The organism is uncultured Pigmentiphaga sp., assembly GCF_937950555.1.
Taxonomy (GTDB): domain Bacteria; phylum Pseudomonadota; class Gammaproteobacteria; order Burkholderiales; family Burkholderiaceae_B; genus Pigmentiphaga.
The window spans coordinates 1-10,719 of sequence record NZ_CALFCW010000053.1; the positions used below are offsets into that span (position 1 = coordinate 1).

The window sequence follows — 10,719 nt, forward strand, 5'->3', positions numbered from 1 at the left end:
GAGTTCAGACGTGTGCTCTTCCGATCTAAAATATAGTCGCACATGTTCTATAATCTGCGACAACATTTGCAACCATGCGACCAACATGCGCCACGCGAACGACCCCGGCACCCTAGACCTCATCACCGGCAAGCGCCTGATCGGCTACGCCCGTGTTTCGACCGACGACCAAGACCTCAGCCAGCAGCGCGCCGAGCTGCACGCCGCAGGCTGCACGCGCATCTTTGCCGAGAAGGTGTCCGGCACCCACAGCAAGCGGCCGGAGCTGGCGCGGATGCTCGACCATTTGCGCCCCGGCGACGTGGTGACAGTGACCCGGCTCGACCGCCTCGCCCGCAATACCCGCGACCTGCTGGACATTGCCGAGCAGCTACAGGCCAAGGGCGCAGGCCTGCGCAGTCTGGCCGAGCCGTGGGCCGACACGACCAGCCCGGCCGGACGCATGGTGCTGACCGTGTTCGCCGGCATTGCCGAGTTCGAGCGCAGCCTGATCGTGGAGCGTACCCGCAACGGCCGGGAAGCGGCCATGAAGCGGGGCGTTCGCTTCGGCCGCCGCCCTACCCTCACCCCGGCGCAGATCGCCCACGCCCGCCGCCTGATAGACGCCGAGGGCCGCACCGCGAAGGAAGTTGCCAGCTTGCTAGGCGTGCACCGCGCGACCCTCTACCGGGCCTTGGCCAAGCAAGCATGCCTTTGAAGCTGGCCTTGCAGGCAGCCCGCGATGAGTACGAAACGAGGCGAGAAAGGCAGCGCCAGGGCATCGAGAAGGCCAAGCAGGAAGGTCGCTATGCAGGCCGCCCCAAGGACAGCCGCCGACACCAACAGGTGATAGTCCTGCGTCAAGCCGGACACAGCATTACCGCGACGGCGCGGATCACTGGCTACAGCCCCGCCCAGGTAAAACGCATATTGGCAGCGCATAGGGAGCCGTCTTGTTAGCTTGATAGCAAGCTATCATGATAGCTTTATAGCTTGATAGCATGATAGCTTTATAGCAAGATATCATCTACATCATTTTTGGAGGTGCACAGTGACGACCTATGCAGTGGTCAACACCAAGGGCGGCGTTGGAAAGACAACGGTTTCCGTTCATTTGGCCACCATGCTTGCCAAGCGTGGCCTAACACTACTGATTGACGGCGACCCCCAGGCCAGCGCTGCGAGCTGGGCCGCGTGGCGGCGCGAAAACTCCAACCTGACACCTAGCCCGACGACAACTTGCCTGACCGGCAAAGCCGTTTTCAACGAGGGCAAGGCATTAGCGGGCGGGTTCGAGCATGTTGTCGTGGATGCCGGAGGCCGCGACACAGCGGGCCTCCGAGCGGCTTTGTTGCTGGCACAGCGGGCCATCATCCCGGTTGGCGCATCAAACCTCGATGCCGCCGCCATGACCGACCTGCTGACCGTGGTCGAGCTGGCCCGCGACTACAACCCGGATCTGGACGTGCGCGTGCTGCTGAACCGGGTCGATCCCCGCACAAAGGACACCGCCGAGATGCTGGAATGGCTGGCCGAGCAACAGTTGGCCGTCTTGAGCGCGCGGGTGTGCGAGCGCGTGGCGTTTCGCCGTGCCATCGGGGAGGGCGCGACCGTGCAGGAGTTAGGCCGTGACCATGCGGCCGTGAGCGAGATCGAGGCGTTTTTCGCGGAGGTGACGGCATGAAGAACAAACCGGACCTGACAGGTTTTCAGCGCCCGGCGCTGATCAAGGATCCCTCCGCGTTCCTGGATGGAGCAGAAGCCGACCGTGCGGAAGGCAAAGCGGGCGCAGTGGGCAAGGCAGAACCGAAAGAGAAGGCCACGGAGCAACCTACGGTGCAAAAGCTCTTTCGCCTGCGTCCGAAGACCGTTGCGGCGCTGAAACTGGCGGCAGCGGAGCGCAGCGCGGCGCTTGGGCGGAGAGTATCGGAGCAGGAGATCGTAGAGCAGGCCCTAAGCGAACACCTGAAGCTATCTTGATAGCATGATATCAAGCTATCTTGCTATCAAGATATCAAGATAGCTTTCGATCAGGTATGGACGTATTTGAAAACCTTGCTGCCGATGGCAGAATGGGGCATCATCCTATGCGGGATTCGCAGCAATTGAACGTGGTAACGCCAAAAGTCTTTCGTGAACTGTGCGCTACGGGCGCAGTGCAAGGCGCGACAATCCGGGCTGCGGAAGATGGAGCCGGGTTGATCGTTGTCGCGGACGTGGGGCAGCAGCACCGCATCCTCGGACAAGCGAAGGTCCGTAGCCCGCGGCTGTTCATGAGCTTTGATGCTGCGGCTTCGACCTTGCAGCAGTACGGCATCACCACGTTTCGCGGTGAAACCGAAGGCTGGACGCCGAGGTATCAGACGTACCGAAACGGCGGAGCCTAGAAAAAGCAAAAGCCTCGTTTGGCGACGAGGCTTTGCAGGGATCGGGTCTAGCTTGGGTGCCGTTGGCAGCGGCTAACCAAGCGAAGAACCGTAGAATGAAGGCCCACCAAAGTGGACTAAGCAGCTTTCATTCTACGGCCTGACCCCGGTGTTGACAAGTGTTGACGTGCGTTGACGCGCGTCGAGCACGTACAGGGGTTTATAGGCTGGCATGGCGGCGCAACTGGCATTGGCATTAGAGGACCCCGCCGACGAGGCGGCGGCCTACCACGACCCGAAAAGACCGGGTTTCTTCTCCCTGTTGGTGCAAGTCGGGGCCGACAAGCGGCAGTCCAGCCACCTGCTTTCGGACATGCCCCGAGTACTGGGGATGCTGGACCCAAGCCGCGACACCTGGCTTTCGCAGGCCGAGTTCATCCGGCCCAATCGGCGTGTGGTCAATCTTGCCCGCATCGGCCTGCTGTTCGCCGACCTAGACACCTACCACGAGGAATGGGCAGCGGGCCGAACGCCGGACCAACTGGCTGCCGCCGTGCTGTATCACTGCGCCCAAGAGGGCATCCCGACCCCTTCCATTCTGGTCTACAGCGGCCGGGGAATACAGGCCAAATGGCTCCTCGATAGCACCCTGCCGCGCCAAGCCTTGCCCCGGTGGAACGCCGTGCAACGCTATTTAGTCGACCGACTGGCTCCCCTTGGGGCTGATCCGCAGGCCAAGGACGCCAGCCGCGTGCTGCGGGCGGTTGCCACCGTCAACACGAAGTCGGGCGAGGTGTGCCGCGTGGTCCACGTCGAGACCGACCAGGACGGCCAGCCCGTCCGCTACAGCTTCGAGTATCTGGCCGAAATCCTCTTGCCCGTGGCCCGCTGGACCATCGAGCAGCAGCGCCGCGAGCGGGCCGATCGCCGCCAACTCAAGCTTCTGCCGGGCGGCAAATCTGACAATCTGCGCGGCTTTTCGGGGCGGCAGCTCGCTTGGGACCGCCTAGAGGACCTACGCAAGCTGGCCGCCTTGCGCGGAGGCGTGCGCGAAGGCGAGCGCATGATGCACCTGTTTTGGCGGCTCAACTTCCTGCTGCTTTCCGGGGCCACGAACAGCCGCGAGATGTTCAAGGAGGCAGCCGCACTGGCCGCCGAGCTGGACCCTCGATGGACACACCGCAGCGCCGAGCTACGCACCCTCTACCGCAAAGCAAAGGCATTCGAGGCAGGCGAGCGGGTCGAGTTTGGCGGCCGCGAGCTGCCGCCCCTCTACACCCCCAAGAACGACACCCTGATTTCCCTGTTCCGCATCACGGACGAGGAACAGCGGCACCTCCGCACCCTCATCAGCACCGACCTTGCCAAGGAACGACGCAGGGAGCGCGACAGGAAGCGCGACGAGGCCCGCAGGCGGGCAGCCGGGGCCGTGGACAGGGAGACATACCTGGAAGCCGCTGAGGCGAAGCGGGTGCAGGTTCAGGCGCTTAGGGCACAGGGGCTTTCCGTGCGAGCCATCGCCCAACGGTTGGGCATCAGCAAGTCTTTGGTGGCCCTGTACGCCAAGGAGGCAGGTGTCCAAAGTCCCTCCCCTATTACTAATGGCGAAGCCACGGGCCAGAGGCCCATACTGCCGAAGGCAGGAGTAGCCCCGTGAATTTATATTTCACGAGTAGCCCGCAAGCCTTGTGTGTCAACGCGGAGCCGCAGGCGGTGCGTTGTCCACAAGGCGCGCAGGCCGCGAAGCGGCCGGAGTGGCCCGAAGGGCCGAGTAGCCCTTTCCCCCAAGGGGGCCAGCGATGAGAGCTCGGCGCTCATTTCCTCCGGCCTTGCTCGATCGCTTGCGGGATATGACGCCGCAGGAAGCCATGACGCTCCTGGGTGTCTACTGGAAGCGAGACCCGGATTTTCGTCCGACGAAAGATCCGCGCACCGTCCGCTTGTATGTGTCGCTGGACGGTGGAGTCATCGAGCTATTAGCGACTGGCCCCAAGTGGTATGACACCCGGCGCGAGCAAGGCGGCGGAGGGGCAATCGACCTGACCATGCACCTGTTCAGGCTCGACTTTGTGACGGCGGTCAAACGGCTGGAATCGGCTTTGAACTAGACCGGCAACGTCTCTCAAGTGTCAACGAAAGCGCTCCTCAAGAGCTAATGAACTCTGCGGCGACCGCGCGTGCGCGGTCTTGCCAAAGGGGCGCTGCCCCTCTGGACTCCCCGCGCTCGCCGCGTGGCAGGGGAGCAGGACGGGCGGCCTTCGGCCTTTCGACCTGCCCCCCATGCCCTAAGCGTAGATGGGTTCCAGCCGCATCAAGGGCCGCTTGCGCTTTCCGGGGCGGCCCGTGTCCTCGGGCTTCGCCCTGCGGGCCGCGCCAGCCGCCCCTACACCCTTGACCCGGCTTCCACCCTCCAAACCCGATTTAGGCGACCTTCGGGGCATGCATCACGTCGAGAGGGTCAAACTTTTGGGCTAAATGCGCAGCATTGGATGATGCATAAATGATGCAAGTATTGCGCACAAGTTATCCAAGTGTGATGCATGAATGATGCAGGTATTGTGCAGAAGTTATTCAAACTTGAAAAACAAAAGTATTGACAGCTATTGACAAGTCGTTGATTTAAAAGGGATTTTTACTTGACGTTGAATAATGAGCTGCCCATAATTGACTAAAATTTTGCATCTAACGGGGCGCTTATGGAAAAGCACTTTATTGTTGTGGCCGCCGGTGAACGATTTTCCGAATGGCGGTTTTTAGCGGGCTTAGATAACGCCAAACACCCCATTTGGGCCGACGCAGGAGAGGCCGCCCGATTCTCGACATTCCAGCAGGCCCGCCGCGTCGCTCGCCGACTGCGTGGCGTCCAAATCTTTGCTTCGTTCAGCGATTCAAAGGAGGCGACCCAATGAGAAAGGCAGTGCTGGCGGCTGCTATGGCCGCCTTTCTTGGAGCATCCGGGCCGGTGCTGGCCTCGGGCATTCCAGTATTCGACGCGACCCGTGCCGCTGACTTCATCCAGCAATTCGCTCGCATGAAAGAGCAGCTCGACACGGCGCGGCAACAGCTTGCCGAGGCGCAGCGGCTTTTCGACTCGATGAGCGGCATACGGGGCTTTGGCGACCTGTTCCGCAATACGGGGCTGCGCGAATACCTGCCGGACGATCTGCGGAGCATCTATGACAGCGTGAACGGCGGCGGCTACGCGGGCATTTCCGGCTCCATCCAGGACATTCTGCGACAGGAACAGCTCGGCAGCGGCAGCATCGATGACTTGCAGCGAGCCATCGGCGAACGGTCACGCAACGCGGCCGCGACGGACAAGGCCGTTGGCCTTCGTGGCTACGAAGGTGCGCAACGCCGCCTCGCGCAGATCGAGGCCCTCACAGATGAGATTGCCCGGACGCAGGACCAGAAGGCCATCGAGGAATTGCAGGCCAGGATCGCCGCCGAGCAGGCCGCGATCCAGAACGAAATGACCAAGCTGCAACTCATTGCCCATCTGAGGCAGGCCGAAAGGGCGCTCATTCAGGAGCAAGAGCAGGAGCTGAATCGCCGCATCCTCAGCAGTGAAAACCGGGGGATGCCGAGCATCAGCCGCAACCGTTGAAAGGGAGGCGATATGGTTCAGAAAGTGGTGATTGCCGCATTGATTGGGGGGCTGCTGGCCGGGTGCAATGATTCGGCAACGGCGCAGGATCAGGGACAGAAGCAGGCCGAGATTCCGAAGGAGCACACTGTCGAGTTCTACATGCACAACTTCGCGGCAAGCATGAGAACGGAGACCAAATGCATGAAGCATCCGGAGCTTGCCGAGACGCCCGAGTGCATCGCCGTCAAGAAGGCTGTGAACCGCAAGAATGCGGAGCTGAGGATGCCGCCGAAGTACCCGGAGGTGGAAGATGGCGGGAAGTGATTTCCAGTTGGTTGGTCCTCTTTTCGAGCGGATCGAGGCGGTTACTCAGACCTATGTGACCGACATTTCGAGCCGCATCATTACCGAGATTACCCCGGTTGTTTCGGTGGGCCTGACGGTGGGCTTCATCGCCTACGGAATGCTCATCATGCGCGGGGCGGTGGAAATGCCCGTGGCGGACTTCCTGCAACGGTGTCTGAGGATCGGGATCATCGTTTCCATCGCTGTGGCCGGAGGGCTTTACCAGTCGCAGATAGCGGACGCCATCATGGCAGCGCCTGACGCGCTGGCGCAGGCCATTTCCGGAAATGCTGGCGGCGTATCAGCAGCAAACGTCATTGACGCTTCCGCTCAACAGGGCGCGGATTACGTATCGAAAGCCTTTGAGAAAGCCGGTGTTTTCAAGGCGAACGGACTTGTGTACGCGGCCATTGGTTCGATTGCCGCTCTTGCGCTGACTGCGATTGTCGGCGTTGGGGCAGTCTTTCTTATCGCGGCGAAGGTTGCGCTCGCCATCCTGGTGGGACTGGGGCCGCTTTTTATCCTGGGGTTGCTATGGCAATCCACGAGCCGCTTCTTCGAGCAATGGATGCATCAGCTGTTGAATTACGTGCTGCTAATTGTCCTGTTCTCGACGGTGTTCATGCTGCTCATGGATATATACCGGGATTACATGGCGCAGGCCGCATTCGACGGGGTTCAGAACGTCAGCTACACGCTGATTGGCATGCTGCTGATTTCCATCGTTTCGCTAGGGCTGTTGTTGCAGTTGCCGAACATCGCCAGCGGCTTGGCCGGTGGAGTTGGCATTAGCTACTGGTACGAGCTACGTGCGATCCGAAGCGGCGCTCGCGGCGCTTACGCGGCAGGCAAGGCCGGCGCCAAGATGGCTGCACATGGTGCGGCTGCGGTTGCTCGTGGCGGCGTGGCAGCCGCCCAGGCTGGCACCAAGGCGGTACGCGCCGTTGCTGGGTATTTCAGGGGGCGCCGCTCATGATGAAATGCACGATCTCTGCATCATGTTGCATCACCGGCGCATCATCTTCGCGTCACCGCTGCATTACTCCCGCCTCATCTTCGCATCATCCCAATGCGCATAGCGCATTGGGACCCATAGGCGGACCCTCTCAGGGTGCGGTGTGTATCGAACGCAGTAGAAAAAGGACCAATCCTTAGCCTTAACTCGTCTATACACCATACGCACCTCTCGGTGCAGCTAAGTCATTGATAGCAAACAATATTTTCGAATCATGGCATGGTGCGCTGTAGTGTTCAGGTACTACAAAACCGCTGTAACACACTGATTTGCCTATAGGTCACGCACTACAGGGCGCACTACAAGGGGCTTCTCTATGTTGGGACACCCAATCACCCTACGACTAACCCCGGAGAGGAAGGCCGTTTTGGAGGTCGCGGCGGCCCGCAGGGGCAAGCCGCTATCTACCTACCTGCGCGACCTGATCGATGACGCGCACGAGCTGCATTGCACGCTTACGGCCCTACAACGGGAGGTGACGCTGTTGCATGACCGGCTGGACGATCCGGGAGAGCGAAGCGCAGCCGGCCCTGCGGCCCCGGCCCCGACGGCCATTCAGGTTGAAACGCTGTTGCTGCTGCGTGCTTTGGCCGGGCCGGATCGCATGAAGGCAGTGCAGGGCGAATTGAAGCGCCTCGGGCACGAAATCTGGACTCCGGGCGAGGCGCAACGATGAGTGCAGTTCCCTATGTCCGCGTGCTCATATCGCCAGAATTGAAGGAGCAATTCAGCCAGATTGCAGCTCACCAAGACCGAGCAGTGAGCCAAGTTTTGCGCGACCTCATGCGGGAATACATCTGGCGGACATCGCAAGCCCGAGCGCCGCTCAACTATGGACGCATCTATTGGCGCTCACGTGGCGACTCGATTCGGGCAGTCATTGATACGGATCTGAAGGCGGAATTTGACGCGGCTGCCCGAAAGAATGGCGTGCTCCCGAGCCGCGCTTTGCGTGACCTGGTGAGTGAGTACGTGAGGCGTCATAGCCGGGGCGAGATTTGGGAGCCAGGAGTGGAGATCAAGCGCAAAGAATTGGCAAAGGGAGGCGTCATCAATGCTTGAGAAGGTTCGAGATACTTTCGTTCAAGTGAACAGGGCTTTTCAGTTCGGCCTTGCGGCTCTTTTCGCCGTCATGGGTGTCATGCTGGCCCTGACGTTTGTGCTCAATCCGTCATGGGTTTTCGCGGGCGACAAGCCCTTGGGAGGCTGCATTCAATTGGCCGGCGCATTGGGTTTGTGCTGGCTGCAATGGCGTTACCGTCACATCGTCTATCCGCAGCTGCGCCGGGACTATCTGGCCGCACAAAGAGGGCCCGCGGTGAGGCTGTAAGGAGACGGCAGTAATAGGCCCGTAGCGCGGGCCTATTAGTAATACGCACGGACTTGTCTCACCGGCCTACGGCTGTGTTGGCTTCGGCGGGTCCATCTGGTTGGAGCGGACCTTTGGATCGATCAGTCGATAGTAGGCAGCGCTGCTAGGCTAACCGTTGCCTTGATCGTTTCGCGGGTGATGCGCTCGGCCTGAGAGTGATTGGGATAGGTCGGCCAGGTCGGGTAATACTCGTCGGCCTGGTTCCCCCACACAGACCAGCCTTCACGTGGCCCACGTGCAAAGAGTTCAAGGTAAGGGCCAGGGCTGCACGACTCCACAATGTCATAGAACTCGTCAGGCTTGCGCGAGTGTTCCCGCTTTTGGGTCGCTAAGAGGTTCACCTGACGACGGCCTGGCGCAAGTGTCCGAGCATTCTTACCACGGACACCGAACAGCACCAGCTCGGTGACGTTTCGGAAGTAGAAGCCAACGCCGCGCCCATCAGACCCGCCATCCTTGCGGATCTTGTGCCAGACGAGATTGCTTTTGTAGGTAAACCCCCAAGACTCAAGCACCTTGATGCCTTCCGGTAGCAAGGCATTAGGCACCCACAGATAGAGATGTGCTGTGTCGGCTGTCAGTTGTTCGACCGGCAGCGCCATGATTTTCTCAAGGCTCATCGTGCTGTAACGAGACAGCCTCTTGTGTTCCGGTGCCATCTTGCCGGTGCGGTTTTGGAACTGCCACGGAGGATCGGCCAGGATAGTGCGAAAACGTCGGCCACCAAACCGGGCCAGCAAGTCCTGCGCCGCATCTGGTGCCATATCGGCCTTTTTCTTGGTCATGGTTGTGGGTTCCAGTCCTCAATGAGTTTCGGTGTGATGCCGAACACGAGGACGGGGCAGCCGCCATGCCTGCCGGCGTTGAGCCGATACAGGAGCTTGCCCATCCATGTCGTGCTGGCACCGTATTTCGCTCTTACGGTCTTCCCGATTGCCTCGCCCGCTTTGTTGAGTTGAGGCACTACGTCAAAGACGGGGTTTAGCTTCTCGCTGCGCGTGACCATGACCCCGACGCTAATCAGGCCGCATTCATGGAAGGCCCGCAGGGCATACAAATCCCGGTCAAAGGTCTGATCCTTGGAGTTCCATTCCAGATCGAAGGCCACTCGACCTTTCACGTAGTCGATCTTGTGGCCGTCGATGAAGTTCTCGATCATGCGCGGCGTGCTTTCCGACCGCTTCACTTTCTTGACCTTCCCGTCAGGCAGGAATTTTTCGTCATACTCCTGCATCCTCACCAGCAGATCTCCCTGAATCCTCGACTCGACCCAACCGGCCGGCCGTAGGGTCTGGGAAAACTTCTTCGGCATGACCGATTCATTCCCGCCAGGCGTTCCAATGTCCCGCGTGGTGATGCGGAAAGCGAGTAAGGCCGCCTCGATCTCGGCCAACTCGTTAGGGAAGGAGTTAGCCAGGATCGCGGCCGCGTGCCGGTAGCTATACACGTCGTAAAGCTCCCGCACTTCGGCGCTGATGTACCGCTCAACATCGGCCGGGCTGTCAGCATTGGGGCCAGGGCGCAGCGCAACATCATCGGCGACCTGCGCCTCGACTTCCTGTTCCTCTCCCCCGTTTTCCAGTTCTGGAACTTGTCCGTTTGCCATGTAAAGTGTTCTTAGCCATTGCTATGCCTCCTTGGAAGGCTAGTTGTGGTTAGGCGAGCGTCCCGGTTGCCGCCGGTACGCTCGCCGCTTTTTCAGCATGTCGCTTCTTTCCGCTCGGGTGTCCGGTAGTCAAACGGCAAGGTTTCTTGCCGTCCCTGGATCGACCTTTGAACGTAGTCGCGCATGAAGTCCCGAATCAGTACCGACGCCGAGCGATCGTTTGCCTTGGCCGCTCGGAGGAAGGCTTGTTTCAGGTCTGCATCGACGCGGCAGGTGAAGTTTGTTTGTACCATTCCGCATCCTCTTAATGACGCTGTATGTATTATGCACTAACAATGTTAGTATTCAATATATGCGAACGCAGATAGATCGGTAATCCCCCCGCAAAAGCGGTGCGTTCAGAAGTAGAATTTTCTCATTGAGGAGTTCTACAAGATGAAGCGGTCG

The 10,719-nt window shown here is 60.1% G+C and carries 16 protein-coding genes and 1 pseudogene; 14 read left to right on the forward strand and 3 right to left on the reverse strand.

Going from position 1 to position 10,719, the window contains the following annotated elements; translation table 11 throughout:
* Positions 1–85 precede the first annotated feature (85 nt).
* The 14 genes and pseudogenes from Q0319_RS13450 to Q0319_RS13515 all read left to right on the forward strand — a co-directional run bounded on the left by Q0319_RS13450 (position 86) and on the right by Q0319_RS13515 (position 8,624).
* Positions 86–697, forward strand: a complete 612-nt coding sequence (locus tag Q0319_RS13450) for a recombinase family protein (protein ID WP_299453321.1) — start codon at positions 86–88, stop codon at positions 695–697.
* Positions 697–939: pseudogene (locus tag Q0319_RS13455) on the forward strand (helix-turn-helix domain-containing protein); the annotation flags it as partial. The gene Q0319_RS13450 and the pseudogene Q0319_RS13455, both read left to right, overlap by 1 nt.
* Positions 940–1,030: 91 nt before the next feature.
* On the forward strand, positions 1,031–1,663 hold the full coding sequence (locus Q0319_RS13460; RefSeq protein WP_299453328.1) for a ParA family protein: 633 nt from the start codon (positions 1,031–1,033) through the stop codon (positions 1,661–1,663).
* The gene (locus tag Q0319_RS13465) at positions 1,660–1,959 is read left to right on the forward strand and encodes a hypothetical protein (protein ID WP_299453331.1); all 300 of its coding nucleotides are present in this window, start codon (positions 1,660–1,662) and stop codon (positions 1,957–1,959) included. Before Q0319_RS13460 ends, Q0319_RS13465 begins: the two co-directional genes overlap by 4 nt.
* A gap of 56 nt (positions 1,960–2,015) precedes the next feature.
* Complete coding sequence (locus tag Q0319_RS13470; protein ID WP_299453333.1) at positions 2,016–2,366, forward strand: partition protein; 351 nt, start codon at positions 2,016–2,018, stop codon at positions 2,364–2,366.
* Positions 2,367–2,577: 211 nt separating this feature from the next.
* Entirely contained in the window at positions 2,578–4,002 is a 1,425-nt protein-coding gene (locus tag Q0319_RS13475) for a helix-turn-helix domain-containing protein (protein WP_299453336.1), read from the forward strand.
* A gap of 142 nt (positions 4,003–4,144) precedes the next feature.
* Complete coding sequence (locus Q0319_RS13480; protein ID WP_299453339.1) at positions 4,145–4,453, forward strand: hypothetical protein; 309 nt, start codon at positions 4,145–4,147, stop codon at positions 4,451–4,453.
* Between the two features lie 588 nt (positions 4,454–5,041).
* Entirely contained in the window at positions 5,042–5,254 is a 213-nt protein-coding gene (locus Q0319_RS13485; protein WP_299453342.1) for a hypothetical protein, read from the forward strand.
* Positions 5,251–5,952 (forward strand): P-type DNA transfer protein VirB5, encoded by a 702-nt coding sequence (gene virB5, locus Q0319_RS13490; protein WP_299453344.1) that lies wholly within the window; start codon positions 5,251–5,253, stop codon positions 5,950–5,952. Before Q0319_RS13485 ends, virB5 begins: the two co-directional genes overlap by 4 nt.
* 12 nt (positions 5,953–5,964) lie before the next feature.
* Positions 5,965–6,258 carry a hypothetical protein gene (locus Q0319_RS13495; protein WP_299453346.1) on the forward strand — a complete coding sequence of 98 codons (294 nt, stop codon included), beginning with the start codon at positions 5,965–5,967 and terminating at the stop codon, positions 6,256–6,258.
* Positions 6,245–7,255 (forward strand): type IV secretion system protein, encoded by a 1,011-nt coding sequence (locus Q0319_RS13500; RefSeq protein WP_299453348.1) that lies wholly within the window; start codon positions 6,245–6,247, stop codon positions 7,253–7,255. The genes Q0319_RS13495 and Q0319_RS13500 overlap by 14 nt, the downstream gene beginning before the upstream one ends.
* 406 nt (positions 7,256–7,661) lie before the next feature.
* On the forward strand, positions 7,662–7,970 hold the full coding sequence (locus Q0319_RS13505; protein ID WP_299453350.1) for a mobilization protein: 309 nt from the start codon (positions 7,662–7,664) through the stop codon (positions 7,968–7,970).
* Entirely contained in the window at positions 7,967–8,356 is a 390-nt protein-coding gene (locus tag Q0319_RS13510) for a hypothetical protein (RefSeq protein ID WP_085503252.1), read from the forward strand. The genes Q0319_RS13505 and Q0319_RS13510 overlap by 4 nt, the downstream gene beginning before the upstream one ends.
* The gene (locus Q0319_RS13515) at positions 8,349–8,624 is read left to right on the forward strand and encodes a hypothetical protein (RefSeq protein WP_299453359.1); all 276 of its coding nucleotides are present in this window, start codon (positions 8,349–8,351) and stop codon (positions 8,622–8,624) included. Before Q0319_RS13510 ends, Q0319_RS13515 begins: the two co-directional genes overlap by 8 nt.
* A gap of 122 nt (positions 8,625–8,746) precedes the next feature.
* On the opposite strand, the gene Q0319_RS13520 is transcribed toward Q0319_RS13515, so the two are convergent.
* From Q0319_RS13520 to Q0319_RS13530, 3 genes are all read right to left on the reverse strand, one after another.
* Positions 8,747–9,451 carry an MT-A70 family methyltransferase gene (locus Q0319_RS13520; RefSeq protein WP_299453362.1) on the reverse strand — a complete coding sequence of 235 codons (705 nt, stop codon included), beginning with the start codon at positions 9,449–9,451 and terminating at the stop codon, positions 8,747–8,749.
* On the reverse strand, positions 9,448–10,272 hold the full coding sequence (locus tag Q0319_RS13525) for a BglII/BstYI family type II restriction endonuclease (RefSeq protein ID WP_299453365.1): 825 nt from the start codon (positions 10,270–10,272) through the stop codon (positions 9,448–9,450). Before Q0319_RS13525 ends, Q0319_RS13520 begins: the two co-directional genes overlap by 4 nt.
* A gap of 92 nt (positions 10,273–10,364) precedes the next feature.
* Complete coding sequence (locus Q0319_RS13530) at positions 10,365–10,565, reverse strand: hypothetical protein (RefSeq protein WP_299453367.1); 201 nt, start codon at positions 10,563–10,565, stop codon at positions 10,365–10,367.
* Positions 10,566–10,719: the final 154 nt, after the last annotated feature.

Excerpts from the sequence above, each read along its gene's own strand:
- Q0319_RS13450 (WP_299453321.1), top strand. The coding sequence starts at position 86 with ATGCGCCACGCGAACGACCCCGGCACCCTAGACCTCATCACCGGCAAG.
- Q0319_RS13465 (WP_299453331.1), top strand. The coding sequence starts at position 1,660 with ATGAAGAACAAACCGGACCTGACAGGTTTTCAGCGCCCGGCGCTGATC.
- Q0319_RS13470 (WP_299453333.1), top strand. The coding sequence starts at position 2,016 with ATGGACGTATTTGAAAACCTTGCTGCCGATGGCAGAATGGGGCATCAT.
- Q0319_RS13475 (WP_299453336.1), top strand. The coding sequence starts at position 2,578 with ATGGCGGCGCAACTGGCATTGGCATTAGAGGACCCCGCCGACGAGGCG.
- Q0319_RS13480 (WP_299453339.1), top strand. The coding sequence starts at position 4,145 with ATGAGAGCTCGGCGCTCATTTCCTCCGGCCTTGCTCGATCGCTTGCGG.
- Q0319_RS13485 (WP_299453342.1), top strand. The coding sequence starts at position 5,042 with ATGGAAAAGCACTTTATTGTTGTGGCCGCCGGTGAACGATTTTCCGAA.
- virB5 (WP_299453344.1), top strand. The coding sequence starts at position 5,251 with ATGAGAAAGGCAGTGCTGGCGGCTGCTATGGCCGCCTTTCTTGGAGCA.
- Q0319_RS13495 (WP_299453346.1), top strand. The coding sequence starts at position 5,965 with ATGGTTCAGAAAGTGGTGATTGCCGCATTGATTGGGGGGCTGCTGGCC.
- Q0319_RS13500 (WP_299453348.1), top strand. The coding sequence starts at position 6,245 with ATGGCGGGAAGTGATTTCCAGTTGGTTGGTCCTCTTTTCGAGCGGATC.
- Q0319_RS13510 (WP_085503252.1), top strand. The coding sequence starts at position 7,967 with ATGAGTGCAGTTCCCTATGTCCGCGTGCTCATATCGCCAGAATTGAAG.
- Q0319_RS13515 (WP_299453359.1), top strand. The coding sequence starts at position 8,349 with ATGCTTGAGAAGGTTCGAGATACTTTCGTTCAAGTGAACAGGGCTTTT.
- Q0319_RS13520 (WP_299453362.1), bottom strand. The coding sequence starts at position 9,451 with ATGACCAAGAAAAAGGCCGATATGGCACCAGATGCGGCGCAGGACTTG.
- Q0319_RS13525 (WP_299453365.1), bottom strand. The coding sequence starts at position 10,272 with ATGGCAAACGGACAAGTTCCAGAACTGGAAAACGGGGGAGAGGAACAG.
- Q0319_RS13530 (WP_299453367.1), bottom strand. The coding sequence starts at position 10,565 with ATGGTACAAACAAACTTCACCTGCCGCGTCGATGCAGACCTGAAACAA.